Annotated in this window: 20 protein-coding genes; 7 read left to right on the top strand and 13 right to left on the bottom strand. The window is 54.9% G+C overall.

The window, feature by feature from the left end; all coding sequences use genetic code 11:
* Positions 1-110 precede the first annotated feature (110 nt).
* Positions 111-989 carry an aromatic amino acid DMT transporter YddG gene (gene yddG, locus RS584_RS10920; RefSeq protein ID WP_032102980.1) on the bottom strand — a complete coding sequence of 293 codons (879 nt, stop codon included), beginning with the start codon at positions 987-989 and terminating at the stop codon, positions 111-113.
* Positions 990-1,209: 220 nt separating this feature from the next.
* Here yddG and fdnG point away from each other — a divergent pair, with 220 nt between their 5' ends.
* Genes fdnG through fdnI form a run of 3 tightly spaced genes read left to right on the top strand, consistent with a single transcriptional unit; the run spans position 1,210 to position 5,802 of the window.
* Positions 1,210-4,257, top strand: coding sequence for a formate dehydrogenase-N subunit alpha (gene fdnG / locus RS584_RS10915; protein WP_121363381.1), 3,048 nt, complete (start codon positions 1,210-1,212; stop codon positions 4,255-4,257).
* An 11-nt stretch (positions 4,258-4,268) separates the two neighbouring features.
* Positions 4,269-5,153, top strand: a complete 885-nt coding sequence (gene fdxH / locus RS584_RS10910; protein WP_003857048.1) for a formate dehydrogenase subunit beta — start codon at positions 4,269-4,271, stop codon at positions 5,151-5,153.
* Positions 5,146-5,802: a formate dehydrogenase-N subunit gamma gene (gene fdnI / locus RS584_RS10905; protein ID WP_032102982.1), complete on the top strand. Its 657-nt coding sequence runs from the start codon at positions 5,146-5,148 to the stop codon at positions 5,800-5,802. Before fdxH ends, fdnI begins: the two co-directional genes overlap by 8 nt.
* Positions 5,803-5,874: 72 nt before the next feature.
* Here fdnI and RS584_RS10900 read toward each other — a convergent pair whose 3' ends face one another.
* The 3 genes from RS584_RS10900 to ppk2 all read right to left on the bottom strand — a co-directional run bounded on the left by RS584_RS10900 (position 5,875) and on the right by ppk2 (position 7,307).
* Positions 5,875-6,198, bottom strand: a complete 324-nt coding sequence (locus tag RS584_RS10900) for a CcdB family protein (protein ID WP_315749784.1) — start codon at positions 6,196-6,198, stop codon at positions 5,875-5,877.
* Entirely contained in the window at positions 6,198-6,386 is a 189-nt protein-coding gene (locus RS584_RS10895; protein ID WP_049017617.1) for a hypothetical protein, read from the bottom strand. The genes RS584_RS10900 and RS584_RS10895 overlap by 1 nt, the downstream gene beginning before the upstream one ends.
* A gap of 102 nt (positions 6,387-6,488) precedes the next feature.
* Positions 6,489-7,307, bottom strand: coding sequence for a polyphosphate kinase 2 (gene ppk2, locus RS584_RS10890; protein ID WP_032671172.1), 819 nt, complete (start codon positions 7,305-7,307; stop codon positions 6,489-6,491).
* 161 nt (positions 7,308-7,468) lie between these two features.
* Between ppk2 and araJ the strand changes: the two genes are divergently transcribed.
* Positions 7,469-8,644 carry an MFS transporter AraJ gene (araJ, locus tag RS584_RS10885; RefSeq protein ID WP_252011925.1) on the top strand — a complete coding sequence of 392 codons (1,176 nt, stop codon included), beginning with the start codon at positions 7,469-7,471 and terminating at the stop codon, positions 8,642-8,644.
* Positions 8,645-8,683: 39 nt separating this feature from the next.
* On the opposite strand, the gene RS584_RS10880 is transcribed toward araJ, so the two are convergent.
* Positions 8,684-9,886 (bottom strand): NAD(P)/FAD-dependent oxidoreductase, encoded by a 1,203-nt coding sequence (locus RS584_RS10880; protein WP_315749778.1) that lies wholly within the window; start codon positions 9,884-9,886, stop codon positions 8,684-8,686.
* 130 nt (positions 9,887-10,016) lie between these two features.
* Here RS584_RS10880 and RS584_RS10875 point away from each other — a divergent pair, with 130 nt between their 5' ends.
* Positions 10,017-10,526, top strand: a complete 510-nt coding sequence (locus RS584_RS10875) for an RrF2 family transcriptional regulator (RefSeq protein WP_015570482.1) — start codon at positions 10,017-10,019, stop codon at positions 10,524-10,526.
* A 39-nt stretch (positions 10,527-10,565) separates the two neighbouring features.
* Here RS584_RS10875 and adhP read toward each other — a convergent pair whose 3' ends face one another.
* From adhP to RS584_RS10840, 7 genes are all read right to left on the bottom strand, one after another.
* Positions 10,566-11,576, bottom strand: a complete 1,011-nt coding sequence (gene adhP, locus RS584_RS10870; RefSeq protein ID WP_006810706.1) for an alcohol dehydrogenase AdhP — start codon at positions 11,574-11,576, stop codon at positions 10,566-10,568.
* A gap of 196 nt (positions 11,577-11,772) precedes the next feature.
* A complete protein-coding gene (locus RS584_RS10865; RefSeq protein ID WP_315749775.1) occupies positions 11,773-13,482 on the bottom strand; it encodes an ABC-F family ATP-binding cassette domain-containing protein in 1,710 nt (569 codons plus the stop codon).
* A gap of 343 nt (positions 13,483-13,825) precedes the next feature.
* Positions 13,826-15,523, bottom strand: a complete 1,698-nt coding sequence (locus RS584_RS10860; RefSeq protein ID WP_006810704.1) for an NAD-dependent malic enzyme — start codon at positions 15,521-15,523, stop codon at positions 13,826-13,828.
* A gap of 176 nt (positions 15,524-15,699) precedes the next feature.
* Positions 15,700-15,837, bottom strand: a complete 138-nt coding sequence (gene sra / locus RS584_RS10855; protein WP_000841561.1) for a stationary-phase-induced ribosome-associated protein — start codon at positions 15,835-15,837, stop codon at positions 15,700-15,702.
* Positions 15,838-15,932: 95 nt separating this feature from the next.
* On the bottom strand, positions 15,933-16,148 hold the full coding sequence (bdm, locus tag RS584_RS10850; RefSeq protein ID WP_015570485.1) for a biofilm-dependent modulation protein: 216 nt from the start codon (positions 16,146-16,148) through the stop codon (positions 15,933-15,935).
* 141 nt (positions 16,149-16,289) lie between these two features.
* On the bottom strand, positions 16,290-16,811 hold the full coding sequence (locus tag RS584_RS10845) for a VOC family protein (protein ID WP_315749773.1): 522 nt from the start codon (positions 16,809-16,811) through the stop codon (positions 16,290-16,292).
* Between the two features lie 51 nt (positions 16,812-16,862).
* Positions 16,863-17,714, bottom strand: coding sequence for a Vmh family MBL fold metallo-hydrolase (locus tag RS584_RS10840; protein WP_023296660.1), 852 nt, complete (start codon positions 17,712-17,714; stop codon positions 16,863-16,865).
* Between the two features lie 111 nt (positions 17,715-17,825).
* Here RS584_RS10840 and RS584_RS10835 point away from each other — a divergent pair, with 111 nt between their 5' ends.
* Complete coding sequence (locus RS584_RS10835; protein ID WP_023303768.1) at positions 17,826-18,713, top strand: LysR family transcriptional regulator; 888 nt, start codon at positions 17,826-17,828, stop codon at positions 18,711-18,713.
* Between the two features lie 69 nt (positions 18,714-18,782).
* Positions 18,783-19,211, top strand: coding sequence for an OsmC family protein (locus RS584_RS10830; RefSeq protein WP_003857069.1), 429 nt, complete (start codon positions 18,783-18,785; stop codon positions 19,209-19,211).
* A gap of 23 nt (positions 19,212-19,234) precedes the next feature.
* Here RS584_RS10830 and RS584_RS10825 read toward each other — a convergent pair whose 3' ends face one another.
* Complete coding sequence (locus tag RS584_RS10825) at positions 19,235-20,140, bottom strand: LysR family transcriptional regulator (protein ID WP_017693392.1); 906 nt, start codon at positions 20,138-20,140, stop codon at positions 19,235-19,237.
* Positions 20,141-20,161: the final 21 nt, after the last annotated feature.

The following is a 20,161-nucleotide window of genomic DNA, read 5'->3' as shown; positions in this document are numbered from 1 at the left end:
TATACAGAGATTTAATTACTCTCTAATGTTATGAATTATATTCGAGGGTGTGATCACATATTAAAATGTTGTTAATATTTTGCCGGGCATATTCGGTACCCGGCAAAAAACTATTTGCGGGTGGCATACCAGCACAGTAACGATCCGGCGCACACCATCAATGCCCCTTGCCAGAATGAGAGTGAAAGCGGAGAACTCAGCAGAATAGCCGCCAGTGCGGCGGAAAGAACTGGCGTGAAATAAGAGACAGCCGCAAGCACCGTGACGTTACCGTGAAGAATACCGATATTCCAGGCGGCGTAGCCAAAGCCAAGCGCAACCCCACACATCAATAGCTTCACCACAACCGGGACGCTGAACACCATTTCGGGCTGATCGCTGACGGCATATTTGACCCACAGGCTCAGGGCGGTCAGCAGGACGAAAAGGGTAATGCCATTTTGCCCTTTGGCATACTTGCTGGTGACGGTGCAGTAGGCGGCCCAGATAAAAGCGCCAGCAAACGCCAGCCCATAACTTAGCGGACTGGAAACGACGTTCTGCATGATGTCATTCAGTTGCAGACCGTTTTCGCCACCTAAAACCCAGCACACCCCCAACAGCGAGATGAGAAGCCCAGGGATCACCCACAGGGTGGTTTTTTGCCCGTTGAACAAAATCGCGAACGCAATCGTCAGGCTTGGCCACAGATAATTGACCATACCGACTTCAATCGCCTGTGAGCGCGTCGCGGCATACCCCAGCGACAGGGCCAGGCACATCTCATAGCTGACAAACAGGATGCTGCCCGCAATGAGATAGCGCGTGGAAAAACGCCGAAGATCGGGAAAACCCACCGTCACCAGACACAACAGCCCGCTGACGGTGTAAATCATCGCCGCGCCGCCCACCGGGCCCAGTCCTTCACTGACGCTGCGGATGAGACCCACCATGGTGCTCCACAACAATATGGCCGCCAGGCCTGTCAGCGTTGCTCTTTTTCTGTCCATTACCCTGCCAGTCTTCTAAAAATCAAAGGAAAAACTTATAGCATCTATTTGCTACACCTGGCGAATTTTCAAAGAGCCTGTTAACCCGAAAGGATTAGCAAATCGTACCGGCAGTGACTATTAAGGGGGCGAAGTCTGACGACCTTGATTTGACGCAAAAAAAACAGGGGCTTTGCTGTTAGTTTGCGGCGCGAAGTCTTATCAGATAACGAGGACAGCAATGGACGTCAGCCGCAGACAATTTTTTAAAATCTGCGCGGGCGGTATGGCCGGAACAACAGCCGCAATGCTGGGATTCGCTCCCAAAATGGCGCTGGCTCAGGCACGCAACTATAAACTGCTGCGCGCGAAAGAGATCCGTAACACCTGCACATACTGCTCCGTGGGTTGTGGGCTATTAATGTATAGCCTGGGTGATGGCGCAAAGAACGCCAAAGAAGCGATTTATCATATTGAAGGGGACCCGGACCATCCGGTGAGCCGCGGGGCGCTTTGCCCGAAAGGGGCGGGGCTGCTGGACTACGTCCACAGTGAAAACCGTCTGCGCTACCCGGAATATCGTGCACCGGGCTCTGACAAATGGCAGCGTATCTCCTGGGACGAAGCCTTCTCCCGAATTGCAAAACTGATGAAAGCGGATCGCGACGCCAACTTTATTGAGAAGAACGAGCAGGGCATCACGGTAAACCGCTGGACCTCCACCGGGATGCTGTGTGCCTCTGCGGCAAGTAATGAGACCGGCATGCTGACGCAAAAATTTGTGCGCTCCCTCGGCATGCTGGCGGTTGATAACCAGGCGCGCGTCTGACACGGACCAACGGTAGCAAGTCTTGCTCCAACATTTGGTCGCGGTGCGATGACCAACCACTGGGTTGATATCAAAAACGCTAACGTCGTGGTGGTAATGGGCGGTAACGCCGCTGAAGCCCATCCGGTGGGATTCCGCTGGGCGATGGAAGCGAAAAACAACAACGATGCGACGCTGATTGTCGTCGATCCACGCTTTACGCGTACGGCATCGGTGGCTGATATCTATGCGCCGATCCGCTCCGGTACGGACATCACGTTCCTGTCCGGCGTGCTGTTGTACCTGATCGAAAATAACAAAATTAACGCGGAATACGTTAAGCATTACACCAATGCCGGCCTGCTGGTAAGGGAAGATTTCGCCTTCGAAGATGGCCTCTTCAGCGGCTATGACGCCGGGAAACGTCAGTACGATAAATCGTCCTGGAACTATCAGTTCGACGAAAACGGCTACGCGAAACGCGATGAGACCCTGAGCGATCCGCGCTGCGTGTGGAACTTGCTGAAACAGCACGTTTCCCGCTATACGCCGGACGTGGTGGAAAACATCTGCGGTACGCCGAAAGCGGACTTCCTGAAAGTATGTGAAGTGCTGGCTTCCACCAGTGCCGCCGACAGAACCACTACATTCCTGTACGCGCTGGGCTGGACGCAGCATACCGTGGGCGCGCAGAACATCCGTACCATGGCGATGATCCAGCTGCTGCTCGGCAACATGGGGATGGCCGGTGGCGGCGTGAACGCCCTGCGCGGGCACTCTAACATTCAGGGCTTAACCGACCTCGGCCTGCTGTCGACCAGCCTGCCGGGTTACCTGACCCTGCCGTCCGAGAAGCAGACCGACTGGCAAAGCTGGCTTGACGCCAACACGCCAAAAGCGACGCGTCCGGACCAGGTGAACTACTGGAGTAACTATCCGAAGTTTGCCGTCAGTCTGATGAAATCGTTCTACGGTGACGCGGCGCAGAAAGAGAATGACTGGGGCTTTGAGTGGTTGCCGAAATGGGACCAGGCTTACGATGTCATCAAGTATTTCAACATGATGGATAAGGGCGACGTCACGGGTTACATCTGCCAGGGCTTTAACCCGGTGGCGTCATTCCCGGATAAAAACAAAGTCGTTCGCAGTCTGAGCAAGCTGAAGTACATGGTGGTTATCGATCCGCTGGTCACCGAAACGTCTACGTTCTGGCAGAACCACGGTGAATCAAACGATGTCGATCCGGCAGCGATTCAGACCGAGGTGTTCCGCCTGCCATCGACCTGCTTTGCGGAAGAAGACGGTTCTATTGCCAACTCTGGCCGCTGGCTACAGTGGCACTGGAAAGGTCAGGATGCGCCCGGCGAAGCGCGTAATGACGGCGAAATTCTGGCCGGGATTTACCATCGTCTGCGCGAGATGTACCGCGCCGAAGGCGGCAAAGGCGCTGAGCCGCTGCTGAAGATGAGCTGGAACTACAAGCAGCCGGATCATCCTGAGTCCGAAGAGGTGGCAAAAGAGAACAACGGCGTGGCGCTGGCCGACCTGTACGATGCCAACGGTAATCTGGTGGCGAAGAAAGGACAGCTGCTCAATAGCTTCGCGCTGTTGCGTGACGACGGTACCACGGCCTCTTCCTGCTGGATCTACACCGGCAGCTGGACGGAGCAGGGTAACCAGATGGCCAATCGCGATAACGCCGATCCGTCAGGCCTGGGCAATACCCTGGGCTGGGCATGGGCGTGGCCGTTGAACCGCCGCGTACTGTACAACCGTGCCTCCGCAGACGTGAACGGTAAGCCCTGGGATCCGAAACGCATGCTGATCGAGTGGAACGGCACGAAGTGGACGGGGAACGATATCCCGGACTTCAACACCGCCGCGCCGGGCAGCAACACCGGGCCGTTTATCATGCAGCCGGAAGGGCTGGGACGTCTGTTTGCTATCGACAAACTGGCGGAAGGGCCGTTCCCGGAACACTACGAGCCGATGGAAACGCCGCTCGGCACTAACCCGCTGCACCCGAATGTGGTCTCCAGTCCGGTGGTACGCATCTATGAAGACGACGTGCTGCGTTTAGGTAAAAAGGACAAGTTCCCGTATGTCGGCACCACCTACCGCCTGACCGAGCATTTCCATACCTGGACCAAGCACGCGCGGCTTAACGCCATCGCGCAGCCGGAACAGTTTGTGGAGATAAGCGAAACGCTGGCGAAGGCGAAAGGCATTGCCAACGGCGATCGCGTGAAGGTCAGCAGCAAGCGCGGCTTTATTCGCGCGGTGGCGGTGGTCACCCGTCGTCTGCAAACGCTGAACGTGCATGGCCAGCAGGTGGAAACCGTCGGCATACCGCTGCACTGGGGCTTTGAAGGGGTGGCGCAGAAAGGCTACATCGCTAATACCCTGACGCCAAACGTCGGCGATTCCAACTCGCAAACGCCGGAGTATAAAGCGTTTCTGGTCAACATCGAGAAAGCGTAAGGAGCGATTAAATGGCGATGGAAACACAAGACATTATTAAACGCTCCGCGACCAACCCGATAACGCCCGCGCCTCGTGCGCGGGATTACAAGGCAGAAGTCGCCAAGCTGATCGATGTCTCCTCCTGCGTGGGCTGTAAGGCCTGCCAGGTGGCCTGCTCGGAGTGGAACGATATTCGCGACGAGGTGGGGCACTGCGTTGGTGTCTATGACAATCCTGCTGATCTGAGCGCCAAGTCCTGGACGGTGATGCGCTTTAGCGAAACCGACCAGAATGGCAAGCTGGAGTGGCTGATCCGTAAAGACGGCTGTATGCACTGTGAAGATCCGGGCTGCCTGAAGGCATGCCCGTCTGCCGGGGCAATCATTCAGTACGCCAACGGGATCGTCGACTTCCAGCAGGATAACTGCATCGGCTGCGGTTACTGTATTGCAGGTTGTCCGTTTAATATCCCGCGCCTCAATAAAGAGGATAACCGGGTCTATAAATGCACGCTGTGCGTCGATCGCGTCAGCGTCGGCCAGGAGCCTGCCTGCGTGAAGACCTGTCCTACCGGGGCGATCCACTTCGGCACCAAAAAAGAGATGCTGGAAGTGGCGCAGCAGCGGGTGGATAAGCTCAAAGCGCGCGGCTATGACAAGGCCGGGATTTATAACCCGCAGGGCGTGGGCGGTACGCACGTCATGTATGTTCTGCACCACAATGACCAGCCGGAGCTGTATCACAATCTGCCGAAAGATCCGGCGATCGATACCTCGATCAACCTCTGGAAAGGGGCGCTTAAGCCGCTCTCAGCGGCGGGCTTTATCGCCACCTTTGCCGGGCTGATTTATCACTACATCGGTATCGGGCCGAATAAAGAGGTGGATGACGACGAGGAGGAGCATCATGAATAAGTCGAAAATGATAGTGCGCACAAAATTTGTCGATCGCGCCTGTCACTGGACGGTGGTCATCTGCTTCTTCCTGGTGGCAGTATCCGGCATTTCGTTCTTCTTCCCGACGCTACAGTGGCTCACGGAAACCTTCGGGACACCGCAGATGGGACGCATTCTGCATCCGTTCTTCGGCGTGCTGATTTTCGTGGTGCTGATGTTTATGTTCGTGCGTTTCGTTCATCACAACATCCCTGACAAGCAGGATATTCCCTGGATTAAAGGGATTGTTGAGGTTCTGAAAGGCAACGAGCATAAAGTCGCGAAGGTGGGCAAATACAACGCCGGGCAGAAGATGATGTTCTGGACCATCATGAGCATGATTTTCGTGCTGCTGGTAACCGGAGTGATTATCTGGCGTCCGTATTTTGCCCAATATTTCCCGATCCAGGTGGTGCGCTACGCACTGCTGATCCACGCGACCTCGGCCATTATTCTGATCCACGCCATCCTGATCCATATGTATATGGCCTTCTGGGTGAAAGGATCGATTAAAGGCATGATTGAAGGGAAGGTGAGCCGCCGCTGGGCGCAAAAACACCATCCGCGCTGGTATCGGGACGTTGAGCGACTTGAAGCGCAAAAAGAGAGTTCGGAAGGGTTGAAGTAAACCTTGCGCCGTCGGCATTGTCCGGCGGCGCTGCACTTGCGCGGGCAGGAATAACTGCCTGGCAGGCTGGCGTCATGTGTTAGTCAATAAGCGATCAATTGCTGCTATAACATCCTGACGAGCGTTACGTAAATTACAAACAAAGTCTTTTGGATTAATTTTCTGGTTATTAATATTGGTTATCATTGGCGAATAAATCAGAAAGGTTTCAAATTCAATATTTACTCCTGAAGCCAGCTGGCTCTGCCATAGCGGTAGCCTGTTATTTCTCGCGAGGGGTACAATGACGCGAGTGGGGAGATCGTCATAATAATCATCCTGGATAAGCATATAATAAGGAAGCTGGTCCCGCGTTGCCGCAGACGTATTACGATAAACATTAAATTGTCTCAGCATTAAAGCACCCTGAAAAACTCATCATCAGTGATAGTTCCATGTTTCTCCACAAACTCATTCATTGCTCGTATAAATGCACGATCCGCTTCTGATAGCTGATGTGATGGTGTCGAGCCTGGCTTAGCATGTGTTGTAGGCTTTGTTGCTGCTTTAGGTCTGGAAGGGGTCGATTCTGCCGTGCGTTTCATCGGTTTCTCCTTTGTTGGTGCGGTCATTATCAACCGCAGCCAACAAAAAACAATACTGTTTCCCCTGGTAATCTACATTATGCGAGCCGTCTTCCAGTAATATCAAAATCGCTCTGCAATATACCGGAAGGGATATTTTGTAGGCTTCACTTTGCCGATCTTGCGTTTCGGTAAATCCACCTTGTCTACGTGAATTTCTTTATAGGGGATCTGGGAAAGCAGATGCGAAATAATATTCAGCCGCACCCGTTTTTTATCTTCTGAGCGCGCCACAAACCACGGCGCCCAGGCGGTGTCGGTCGCTTTAAACATCGCGTCGCGGGCGAGGGTATACTCATCCCACAGATTGAAAGATTTAATATCCATTGGAGACAGCTTCCAGATCTTGCGACCATCATTAATGCGATCGCGCAGACGGCGCTCCTGCTCTTTTGGCGTTACTTCAAGCCAGTATTTCAACAAAATGATCCCGGCATCGACCATCGCTTTTTCCATTACCGGCGTTCCATCAAGAAATTTTTCGGCCTGCTCCTCGGTACAGAAACCCATGACTCTTTCCACGCCCGCGCGGTTGTACCAGCTGCGGTCAAAAATAACGATTTCCCCGGCAGAGGGCAGATGGGGAACGTAACGCTGAAAATAGAGCTGACTTTTCTCTTTATCGGTGGGGGCCGGTAACGCAACAACGCGAAACACCCGAGGGCTGACGCGTTCGGTGATGGCTTTGATAGCGCCGCCTTTACCGGCGCCGTCTCGTCCTTCAAAAACAATACAAACCTTTAACCCTTTGGCGACCACCCATTGCTGGAGCTTAACCAGTTCAACATGGAGGCGGCGAAGCTCTTGCTCGTACGCTTTGGTTTTGAGCGGCGCGTTTTTAACGACATCATCAACAACACGGGTTTTCTTCTTACTGACCATGGTGGGTCTCCCTTTGTATCCGGTCGCGGGATCGAGGCCGTACTCAGAGTGTAATCGGCCTGAATGAATGGATTAATGTGTCAGAAAGCTGATTTGAACTGGTTCACCATACAAGTTTAATCAATAATGCACGCTGCATATTTTTTAACAGTGGTCGCGGTATGAAAAAGACAATTTTTTCGTTAGCACTGGGTACCTTTGGCCTGGGGATGGCTGAGTTTGGCATTATGGGCGTGCTGACCGAACTGGCTCATGATACGGGCATTTCGATTCCCTCCGCCGGAAATATGATTTCGTTTTACGCTTTTGGCGTGGTGATCGGCGCGCCGATTGTGGCGCTGTTCTCCAGCAAATTTTCGCTGAAAACAACGCTGCTGTTTCTGGTGGCGATGTGCGTCGTCGGTAACGCGCTCTTTACCTTCTCGGACTCCTATGTAGGGCTGGCGGCGGGGCGCTTAATCTCTGGTTTCCCGCATGGCGCGATTTTCGGTGTGGGGGCGATAATCCTGTCAAAAATCGCACCGCCGGGTAAAGTGACGGTCGCTGTGGCCGGGATGATTGCCGGGATGACCGTTGCCAACCTGCTTGGCGTGCCGCTCGGGACGTGGCTGGGACATGAATTTAACTGGCGTTACACCTTCTTTTTGATTGCGGTCTTTGACGCGCTGGTGATCCTGTCTGTTCTGCTGTGGGTGCCTGACATTCACGACACGACAACCACCCGGCTGACAGAACAATTCCACTTCCTGAAGAAACCGGAACCGTGGCTGATTTTTGCCGCTACGATGTTTGGCAATGCCGGGGTGTTTGCCTGGTTTAGCTTCGTGAAGCCGTTTATGGTCAATGTGTCAGGCTTTTCCGAGGGCGTCATGACCGCGATCATGATGCTGATGGGGCTGGGCATGGTGCTGGGTAATGTCTTCAGCGGCAAGCTGTCGTCACGCTTTAGCCCGCTGCGCATTGCTGCCACCACCGACCTGGTGATTGTGGCTTCGCTGCTGGCGTTGTTTGCCTTTGGCGAGCTTAAAACAGCTTCACTGGTCATGGGATTCATCTGTTGCGCCGGGCTGTTTGCGCTCTCTGCGCCGCTGCAAATTCTGCTGCTGCAAAATGCGAAAGGCGGCGAGATGCTGGGGGCCGCAGGCGGGCAAATGGCGTTTAACCTCGGCAGCGCAATTGGCGCGTATTTCGGTGGATTGATGATTACGCTCGGCTTTAGCTGGAGCTATGTCACGCTGCCGGCAGCGATTTTATCTTTCTCTGCGATGACCTCTCTGCTGATGTATGGTTATTTATGTGCCAAAAAGCGTCAGGCCAACGCAGGTGCGCTGGCCTGATTGCACACTTTGCCCGCTGGTCGCGGGCGCAGAAGGGGACTAAACGAATTTCGCCAGTGGGTCAGCGGCGGCAAAAGCGACCGCTTTGTCTGCTGCTGGCGGGTAAATCAGTTCGTTGGTGATGGCGACTTTGATCTTTTTGCCTTCCTCGCGCACGGATTTAACGCGCTGTTCCCAGCCCTCGGTGTACACCGCGCCCCAGCCACCTAAATCCAGACAGGTGACGTAGTTCACCTGACGGTAAGGATACGGCTCCAGATTTAACAGGCTGGCCGCCGCGTTGTGTCCGGCGAATTTCCCCAGCTGGATCGCGTGCTGGCAGGTCATCAGCGCCGTGTTGCCCGCATCGTCCGTTTTGGCGTGCGCCATATCACCCGTCGCGTAAACCTCCGGATGCGCAGGAACCTGCAACGTGTCGTTGACGATCAGCCGTCCCTGAGTATCGCGTTCCCCGTCAATTTGCAGGCTGAGGAGGTTAGCTTCTACCCCTGCCGTCCACACTACAGTGGCGCTGGCAATGCGCTCTCCGTTTTTCAGCGTTACGCCGCTGGCATCGATGGCTTCAATTTCACTGTTTAAACGCCATTCAACGCCGAGCGCGTTGCTTGCTTCTTCAATTGTGTTACGCAGCGCCTCGCTATAACGCCCGCCGATGGTTGCACCTCTTTCAACTACGATTACTTTAGTCTTTGTATCAGCGCCGAAGCGAGTGCGGAGTCGGGCAGGGAGTTCCGTTGCCAGTTCGATGCCGGTAAAGCCGCCGCCACACACGACCACGGTATTACGCTCCGGGGTGGAGGGGCGCGAAACCAGCGAATCAAGATGCTGCTCGAATAATCTGGCGGAGTCGAGTTGGTCGATATCAAAGGCGTATTCAGCCAGACCGGCAACAGGAGGACGTTTAGTCTGGCTACCGGTTGCGAGGATCAGACGTTCCCAGGCGACGTCAGCAATCGCGCCTTTTGAATCGCGATACAAAACGGTTTTAGACGAGGTATCAATACGTTGTGCTTCGCCCGCAATAAAGGCGATACCCAGCTCAGCAAACAGTTCGGTCAGCGGCGCGACCATCGTCGACACGTTCTCTTCATAAAAGCGTGGGCGAACGCGCAGTTCCGCAACAGGGGCCAGCACGGCAATGCTGAGGCTATTGTTACCCTCCAGAGCAGAAAGGCGCGCGGCGCTGACCGCAGCCCACATACCGGAAAACCCACTACCCACAATTATAATCTGCTTTTTCATACTCGATCCTTTAGTGCGTCAGGCTGTATGTCTGACATAACTGCCACTATACTTGTCGGAGTTAACTGCGACAACTTCTTTCTGAGTTAAAAATCGTTATAATGCAGCGAACAATGACCCGGAGTGAGCCATGGCGTTTTACAGTTCTGGTGTGGAATATGGCATTCATAGCCTGATGTGTATGGTGGATGCAAAAGGCAATGAACGTGAGATGAGCGTCCGGGAGATGGCGGCCTTGCAGGGCGTGCCGTACGACTATCTTGGAAAAATCTTCACCCGTTTATCACGCGCGGGGCTGGTCATCAGCACCGAAGGCAAAGGGGGAGGCTTCCGGCTGGCGCGTCCGGCAGAGCTGATCAGCGTGCTGGACGTGGCGCACGCCATCGACGGCGAGAAGAATATGTTTGAGTGTCGGGAAGTGCGTCAGCGCCTGGCGGTGTTTGATGAAACGCCACCTGCCTGGGTCTGTGACGGCCCGTGTGGGGTGCGCTCGGTCATGGACAGCGCGCAGCAGCGGATGGAAGAGGAGTTAGGGCGCCATACCATCCTGGATCTGGCGCGGAAGATGTATCGAAAAGCGCCGGACACGTTCCAGATCGAGGTTCAGGAATGGATTTCCGATCGCCGTTCGTCCACGTGAAAAGCCGGGCAGGGCAGAGCCGCTACCCGGCCACCGCGGTTAAGAACGTAAATCAATCACCATACGGCCACGGATCTGGCCCTGTTCCATTTCTTTGAAGATGGCGTTGATATCTTCCAGTGGGCGCATTGTAACTTTCGGTTTCACCTTACCTTCAGCCGCAAACTGGAAGGCTTCGAGCAGATCCTGACGGGTACCCACCAGGGAACCCACTACCTGAATCCCATCCAGGACCAGACGTGGAATATCCAGGCTCATCGCTTCCGGCGGCAGGCCAACAGCCACCACGCGGCCTCCGGCGCGAACTGCGTCAACGGCAGAGTTGAAGGCCGCTTTCGCCACCGCCGTCACCACCGCCGCATGTGCACCACCGGTTTTCTCCTGAATCACTTTTGCCGCATCTTCACTGCGGGAGTTCACGGTTAAGTCTGCGCCCATGCTGGCAGCGAGCTTCAACTGCTCGTCATTCACGTCAATGGCGATAACCTTCGCATTGAAGACATTTTTGGCGTATTGCAGCGCGAGGTTGCCCAGACCGCCCAGGCCATAGATCGCAATCCACTGGCCGGGTTTGATGTCAGAGACTTTTACCGCTTTGTAGGTGGTGACCCCGGCGCAGGTAATGCTACTGGCCGCCGCAGAGTCCAGCCCGTCCGGAACTTTAACCGCGTAATCCGCGGTTACGATGCACTCTTCCGCCATGCCGCCGTCAACGGAGTAACCCGCGTTTTTCACGTCACGGCACAGCGTTTCGTTGCCGGTATTACAATATTCACAGTGGCCACAGCCTTCGAAGAACCACGCCACGCTTGCACGATCGCCTACTTTTAGCGACGTGACACCAGGACCAATCTCTTTGACGATACCAATTCCTTCGTGGCCGAGGATCACCCCGGTTTTGTCGCCAAAATCGCCATTCTTAACATGGAGATCGGTATGGCAAACGCCACAGCACTCCATCTTCAGCAGCGCTTCGCCATGTTTGAGCGCGCGTAAGGTTTTTTCTGTGACATTAACCTGATGATCCTGAGTGACAACAGCAGCCTTCATGTGTTTCTCCTTTCATGATGAGTATCTGCATAGCAGGTCTGATTACCCATTAAGGATTAATACTTTAGCGCTGTAATGCAAGGCAACCGCAACATAATGTCATTATTTGATGCATTTTCGGATTAAGAAAAGGGCGTACCACGCATAAATTGGGGTGAAAAACACTGGCCCGGCGACGTCACCGCCGGGCTCAGATTTACAGTTGCGCTTCTATCACCTCAATCTCTTTTCGCCATTGCGCCTGTAACTGCGGTTTTTGATGTTTTGGCTTGCGCGCCAAATCCTCTTCCAGCAGCGTTTCCAGGGCAACCAGGCGTTCGAGCAGATCGTCAGACGCTAAAGAGGGTGCCTTCGATGCGGGCTTCGACGCTTCAGGTACAACCGGGCCGGTGTCCTCACGCAGGCGCTCAAACGCCGCCTCCGCATCGTGCCATTCGCTCAGCCTGCCGTCCTCAATCAGCCAGAAGCGGTTACAGCTTTGGCTAATTAACTGACGATCGTGGCTTACCAGCAGCACTCCGCCTTCAAACTGTTGCAGCGTTTCCGCCAGCGCCTCTTTGCCTTCCATGTCCAGGTGGTTGGTCGGTTCATCCAGCATCAGCAGGCTATAACGGGCAAGCGTCAGGCCGACGAACAGCAGGCGCGAACGTTCCCCGCCGCTCAGCGTACTGACTTTTTGCCCATGACGCGCCCACGGGAACCCGGCACTGATGAGCGCCATTTTACGTGTCTGCGAATCTGGCGCGAAAGGCTCCAGCGCATCAAGCAGCGCCGCATCGTCCGGCAACTGGTGCAGCGTCTGATCGTAGTAGCCGGGTGAGACGCGCGGATGACGCTTAAGCCGCTCGTCCGCGATCTCGTCGCGAAAATGTCGCCAGATAAGCTTCAGCAGCGACGATTTTCCGCAGCCGTTACGACCCACAATCGCCACGCGATCGCCGCTCTTCAGCCGCGCGCTGTCGAGAGTAAACAGGTCTGGCAGACCCGGCGCCGGGGGGACGCCGAGGTGAGTCATTTCCAGCAGGCGGTCGGCGCGAAGCGCGTCCCCGCGCAGGGTTAAGGTCCACGGGCTTCCCGCCGTCAGTTCCGTCTGGGTCTCTTTCAGGCGTTCGACCTGTTTTTCCATCTGCTTAGCCTTACGGGAGAGATCTTCGTTGTCATAGACCTTGCCCCAGGTCGCGAGACGCCGTGCGCTGGCCGTGACGCGGTCGATCTCTTTTTGCTCTGCCTTATGGCGCAACGCATTGCTTTCGTCTTTTGCGTCGAGCGCCAGACGGGCGGCAGTGCAGGGAAGGGCAAAGGCGTGCAGCGTTTTATCGCGCAGGATCCAGCTGCCGTTGGTTACCGCGTCCAGCAGTTGCCTGTCGTGTGAGACCAGCACAAAGCTGCCGGACCAGTTTTGTAGAAACTGCTCCAGCCACAGCAGGGTCGGCAGGTCAAGGTGGTTGCTCGGTTCGTCCAGAAGCAGCAGATCCGGATCGCTTATCAGCGCTCGTGCCAGCAGCAACCGCGTATGCTGGCCGCCGCTCAGCGTGGCGGAGGTTAACGCCATTTCCTGCGTCGTGAAGCCCATTCCGGCCAGCAGCGTCTCGGCTTTCCAGCGCAAACTGTCGCGCTCACCAATCGGCAGCTGCGCCAGCACCGCATCCAGCATGGTCAGGGGATAAAGGGCCTCCGGCAGATGTTGTTCCACGCGCGCCAGCAGGCAATGCCCCGCCAGTGAAACGGTTCCGGCAGCAGGGGACTGCGTCCCGTCGAGGATTTTCAGCAGCGTACTTTTTCCGCAGCCGTTATCACCCAGCAGGCCGATGCGATCGCCTTTTTTCAACGTAAAGGAGAGAGAGTCGAAGAGCGTGCCGAACGCCGTATCAACGCGTAAAGAATGTGCAGTGAGTAAAGTGCTCATTGTTGCTTACCCAGGAGTTACAGGCATGTTTATGCCTCGTCAAACATCGCTGACGATAACTCAGTAAGCCCGAGAGAAGGGATTTCAGGGGTTGGTGTCTTCGCTCAAGCGGAAGTTATCGCAGCACGATACCGATAACGCTTGAGCTGGTGCGATCACCAAATGTATGTGAAACATTGAAAATTTCACAGTACAGCATAATTGGCCTCCTTATATATTCAGTAGGTTAATGGATGAAGGGAGTGTAGCGGGGGAAAATGGGTTTGGCTAGTGGGAGGTGCCGTATATTCCCCTCACCCTAACCCTCTCCCCTTTGGGGATAGGGCTGGGTGAGGGGCAATGCTTAAATAGAAGTACGACGATAGCTACGGTATTCCGGCATCCAGAAGTTATCGTCAATCGCCTGCTGCAACGCATCGGCAGAGGTTTTCACCGCGACGCCTTGCTGCTGCGCCATTTTGCCTACCGCGAAGGCAATTGCGCGGGACACTTTATGAATGTCTTTCAGCTCCGGCAGTACCAGGCCTTCACCGTTATTCACCAGCGGTGAGTGACCTGCCAGCGTTTCGCTCGCGGACATCAGCATTTCGTCGGTGATGCGTGACGCGCCGGAGGCGATAACCCCCAGACCAATACCCGGGAAGATATAGGAGTTATTGCACTGTGCGATGGGATAGAGTTTGTCCTTCCACAGCACCGGATCAAACGGGCTGCCGGTCGCGACCAGTGCCTTACCTTCTGTCCAGGCGATGATATCCTGCGGCGTTGCCTCCACGCGTGAAGTCGGGTTAGACAGCGGCATCACGATAGGGCGTTCGCAGTGCTTGTGCATCTCGCGAATAATCTCTTCCGTGAAGAGGCCGGTCTGCCCGGATACGCCGATCAGAATGTCCGGCTTCACGTTGCGCACCACGTCAAGAAGCGAGAGCACTTCGTTATCCGTATCCCAGTTTTTCAGGTTTTCACGCTTCTGCACCAGTTTGGTCTGGAACGGGAGCAGGTTTGGCATACCGTCGGTCAGCAGGCCAAAACGGTCCACCATAAAGACGCGGGAGCGAGCCAGCTCTTCGCTTAAGCCTTCGCGCTGGGTCTGGGCAATAATTTGCTCGGCGATGCCGCAGCCCGCGGAGCCTGCACCCAGGAAGACAATTTTCTGATAGCTGAGCTGGCTGCCTGCCGCACGGCTCGCGGCAATCAGCGTCCCCACGGTCACTGCCGCAGTGCCCTGAATGTCATCGTTGAACGAGCAGATCTCATCGCGGTAGCGGTTCAGCAGCGGCATGGCGTTTTTCTGTGCGAAGTCTTCGAACTGCAACAGCACGTCCGGCCAGCGGTGCTTCACGGCCTGGATGAAATCATCAACAAACTGATAGTACTCGTCGTCGGTAATGCGCGGGTGACGCCAGCCCATGTACAGCGGATCGTTCAGCAGTTGCTGGTTGTTGGTCCCCACGTCCAGCACAACCGGCAGGGTGTAGGCCGGGCTGATCCCGCCGCAGGCGGTATACAGCGAGAGCTTACCGATGGGGATCCCCATCCCACCAATGCCCTGGTCGCCAAGGCCCAGAATACGTTCGCCATCGGTTACCACGATCACCTTGATGTTGTGATTAGGCACGTTTTGCAGAATGTCGTCCATGTTGTGACGGTTCTGATAGGAGATGAACACGCCGCGGGAACGACGGTAGATCTCTGAGAAGCGTTCACACGCCGCGCCGACGGTTGGGGTATAAATGACGGGCATCATCTCTTCGAGATGGTTCTGCACCAGGCGGTAGAAGAGGGTTTCGTTGGTGTCCTGGATATTACGCAGGTAGATGTGCTTATCGATTTCGGTTTTAAAGCCCTGATACTGGATCCAGGCGCGTTCCGCCTGTTCTTCAATGGTTTCAACCACTTCAGGCAGCAGACCCAGCAGGTTAAAGCTGCTGCGCTCTTCCATGCTAAAGGCGCTGCCTTTGTTCAGAAGGGGAAACTCCAGTAAAACCGGACCGGCGTAAGGAATATAAAGGGAACGATGTTTTTTCAGTTTGTTGTCCATGTCACTCACTCTTTTTAAGAAGATCCGTCCCTGACACTGCTGTTTGTCATCTTTCTGGCCTGTGCTACGGGGTGCGGTCGGGCGGTATTATAAAGGAGCTAAATATTAATTACCGCAACACATAAACAAAAACACCACCGGGGTAACCGATGGTGTTGTGGATTTCGTACTGGAACTTACTTGCCTGCCTGACGTTTCCTGCCGGTGGCGTGGGTCACTTGCGTTTCGCTCCCCTCTTCAATAACCACTTTGCGCTGGTTAGAGAGCTTGTAGTTCAGTCCCAGAATGTGGCGTGCCTGACGGTTCGATTTCATATTAACTCCTCAATCCCGTTGATAGTTTTAAGGACAAGTTTGCTCACGCAAACGAAATGTAACCCCTTAGGTTGCAGATCCAGCTTAGCAGGTTTTTACAAAGGTGCATTTTGCCCGCTAACGACATAGTTGATGGTTTGCTGGTAGATGTCACTGAGGATGTCATTGTCTGTGGCTTCCACCCACCTGGTCAGTTCCATCAAAATGTCATCTTCGGTAACAACACCGTGCTCCGCCTGAAGCCCCTGCGCAATCGCGTTAACGAGTTCGGGTTGTGCTGCTGTGGTATGTGCCGGGTAATAAGTAAACATGCTGCCTCCGTGTCGTTTTCTGTTTAATGTTACGGCGTGCAAATTCGTAATTCGCATTCAGATTGGCAAATATTTTTGCCGTTGTGGTTCAGATTCGTCCTGGAAATAAAAATATCATCTCCCGTAGCACAGAAATAAAATTCAGGGTTTCCAGCGGCGTAAATTTGTCGTTTTTTCATAAGGCATGGGCGTTGGCCAGGAAATCAATTCTACAATGCTGCCCCAGGGGGTTTGCCCATAGTAGAAAGCATTACCTTCACCTTGCTCATCCGGAAACGAGAGCGGCTTTGGCGCGGTAAACATCTCCCCGCCGGCAGCGGTGAAAGCGGCTATCGCCTTATCAAAATCGTCAACATAAACAGCAAAATGCTGGAGGCCAAAGTCGCTGGCGCGGGCGGGCATTCCCTGTTCAGGGCCATGCATTTCGAAAAGTTCTATGCCGGGTCCGTGGGGCATGACGAGCATGCGAATGGCGTGAATTTTTGTGCCGGGAAATAATTTTAAGGTGTGCTGCTGGGCGGGCTGATCAATATTATCGGTTTGCGCATCGACAGAATGATATAAAACCTGGGCGTCGAAAGCGCGTTCAAAAAATAGGGTGGCTTTTTCAATGTCGGGCACCGTAATACCGATATGGTCGATGCCCCTTACTGAAGATGGCATAGTTAACTCCTGCTATAAAAAATTTAAATATAGCAGGAGATAATCAGGCTATTACCACTTCATTTCGCCGGTATTCACTTTGGCACTCAGTTCCAGCGAACTGGCTTCCGCCAGATTCGGCCACTGTTTTTTCATTGTGTTGATGACGCCGGTTGACGCTTTATCTGCCGTGAGGGCCTGTTCAAACTGCTGTAGATAGCGACGGGTAAAGTCGATAGCGCCGGTACCTGCTGGCGGTGTCCCCAGGTAGTGGCCCGGAATAACGTGTTCGGGCTTAAGGGCTGCCATGCTATCCAGCGTCTGCTGCCACTGTTTGCGGCTTTCCGGCGTTTGGGTATCTGCCGTCCAGACGTGAATGCCCCATGAGACGCCCGTGCCGCCGAGGATGGTTTTTGCGGATGGGATCCAGACATACGCCGCATAGCTCTCAGGCTCTTCAATATTCACTCTCTCACCGTCAATCATAAAGGTGGTTGAGGCAAGCACTTGCGGCACGTAGAGCTGCGTCGGCGCGCCGTCTTTCATCTGTGGCCCCCAGAAGGCGAGCTTCGCGTCTTTTGTGGCCTTGATATGGTCCACCACCTGTTGCGTGGCGACAACTTTGGCATTAGGGAAGGCTTTCACCAGCGGTTGCAGGCCGAAATAGAAATCCGGATCGCCGGAAGTGATCACGATTTTGTTCAGCGTTTTACCGCTGTGGCGAATTTTTTCTACCAGCGCTTCGCCATCTTTCACGCTGAACTGGGCGTCAAACAGTACCGCCTCTTTCGGGCCAGACACCAGGGTGGAAGAAACGGCAAAAATGCCTTTTTCCTGCGGGTTGTACGTATCAACGGTCAACGGCGCGGCAAAGACGGCCGGAGTGAAAAGGGTTGTCAGCAAAGCAAGGCGGGCGATGGTCATGGTCATCTCTCTGTTCTTCAGGAAAGTCTCTATTGTACGGATCTCTTCATTTGCCAGAATTCCTGAAACAGGAGATGCTTAGTTTCATAAATCGAGCAAATGGAGGTCAAAATGGATCGCGTTATTGCTGCCCAGGTGTACAACCGCATCTGTGAGCTGGGGAGTTTAAGCGCGGCGGCGCGGGCGCTGGGGATCTCCCGTCCGATGGTGAGCCGTTATCTGGAGCAGATGGAGAAGTGGGCCGGGGCGCGGCTGGTGAACCGCTCCACCCGCAAGCTGACGCTGACGGCGGCGGGAGAGAAGGTCCTGCAAAAGACGCGTACGCTCTCGCAAATTTCTCAGGAAATTGAAGATCAGTCAGTGAAGGATTTACCCTCAGGCACGCTTCGCGTCGCCTGCGCGCATTTCACTGCGATGCAGATTATCGCTCCGGTGCTGCCCGATCTGTTGCAGCGTTACCCTCAGCTGCGCATTGAGCTGGATGTTAATAACCATCCGGTAAGCCTGGTGGGCGAGCGAATTGACGTGGCGATCCGCATCACCGATAACCCCGAACCGGGCATGATCGCCCGCCGACTGGGAGAGTGTCGGTCCGTACTTTGCGCTTCGCCGCACTACCTTGCCAGCCGGGGCGTTCCAGAGCAGCTGGAGGACTTAGCCCGGCACAACTGCCTGCATTACAGCTTTTTTGCCGGTCAGTCGTGGCGTTTTTTGACGCCCGAAGGGGAGCCGATCACGACGGCGGTCAGCGGCAATCTCAGCGCCAGCATCTCGTCACTGCTGATGGAGGCGGCGATAAACCACTGTGGTATTGCCATGCTGCCCGAGCGCGAGGCGGACGCGGCGCTACGGCAGGGCAGCCTGGTGCCGGTGCTCAGCGCCTTTACGCCAAAACCAATCGGTATTTTTGGTATTTATCAGTCGCGAGACTATCAGCCTGCGGCGCAGCGTGTGTTCCTCGACGCGCTGGCAAACCACCTTGCCACGCGCTCGGACTAATCTGTCTTCCCTGCAAAATGGATTATGCGTCCTATACTTATCCCTTTGTAAGCCAAAAGGAGAGCAAGAATGACGATTCATAAGCACGGTTCAGCACACTGGTCTGGCGACATCAAACGCGGCAAAGGGACGGTCTCAACAGAAAGTGGCGTCCTTAACCAGCAACCTTACGGCTTTAACACCCGCTTCGAGGGCGAAAAAGGGACCAACCCGGAAGAGCTGATTGGCGCAGCGCACGCGGCCTGTTTCTCTATGGCCCTGTCGCTAATGTTGGGCGAAGCGGGTTATACCGCCGATTCCATCGATACCACGGCGGATGTCTCGCTGGATAAAACCGACAGTGGTTTTGCCATCAGCAAAGTGGCGCTGCAAAGCAAGGTGACGGTACCGGGTATCGATCCGCAGCAGTTCGACGGCATTATTCAGAAAGCGAAGGCGGGTTGTCCGGTGTCGCAGCTGTTGAAAGCCGAAATCACGCTCGATTACAAACTGAACTGATATTAGGCCGGGCAAATGCCCGGCTAACCTTTCACCGCCGCAGGGAAGACCTCGGCAAGCCACGCAATAAACACTCTCAGGCGATGTGTTAAATGCCGACTCTGTGGATAGACCACGTGAAAAGGATACGCCTTAGGACGCCAGTCGCTCAGGATCTCTACCAGCGCGCCCGTTTCCAGATGCGCTCTCGCAGCATAGCCAAACGTCTGAATAATCCCTAAACCCGCCAGCGCCGCGGCCAGGTGTGCGTTGCTTTCATTGACTCCAAGATGGTGCGGAACGCTGATCTCCAGCGGTTCACCCCGATCGAGGAACCGAAACGGGAATGCGCGTCCGGTAACGGGGGAAAGGTAGCTAATCAGCTTATGGCCGTTGCGCAGCTCCTGCGGATAGGCAGGGATGCCGTGAGTCTTAAGATAGCCCGGCGTCGCGCAGGCTATCATCCGGGCGTCACCGATATGCCGGGCGATAAGCGAAGAGTCATCCAGCGGGCCGCCGCGGATCACGCAGTCTACGTTTCCACTGATTAAGTCTACCGGACGGTCGGCTACCCCCAGGTTGATGCGCAGGTCCGGGTAGCGCTGAAAAAAATCCGGCAGCAGGGGGATCAACACGTCCCGGGCGGTTGAACCCCCCACGTCGATACGCAAATGGCCTTTAGGCGTGCAGCACGATGCGCGAAAGGCGGTATCAATGTCCTCTATATCAATTAATACCCGCAGCGCTTTCTCGTAGTATTCCATGCCTTCTGCCGTCGTGACCACCCGGCGCGTAGTACGATGCAGCAGCCGTGTTTCCAGGTGCGCTTCAAGTGATTTTACCAGCTTACTCAGCGTAGCTATCGGCATGTTCAGGGAGTCTGCCGCTCGGGTAAAGCTTCCGGATTCAACCACCCGCGTAAAGGCGCGCATTGCCATTAGCTGATCCACACAGATCTCCTCTGATTATTT

This window comes from Enterobacter sp. DTU_2021_1002640_1_SI_PRY_ASU_LCPMC_013 (genome assembly GCF_032389435.1).
In the GTDB taxonomy this organism is placed as follows: Bacteria; Pseudomonadota; Gammaproteobacteria; order Enterobacterales; family Enterobacteriaceae; genus Enterobacter; species Enterobacter hormaechei_C.
The sequence above is the reverse complement of the archived record's forward strand: the minus strand, read 5'-3'. Positions and strand labels throughout refer to the sequence as shown.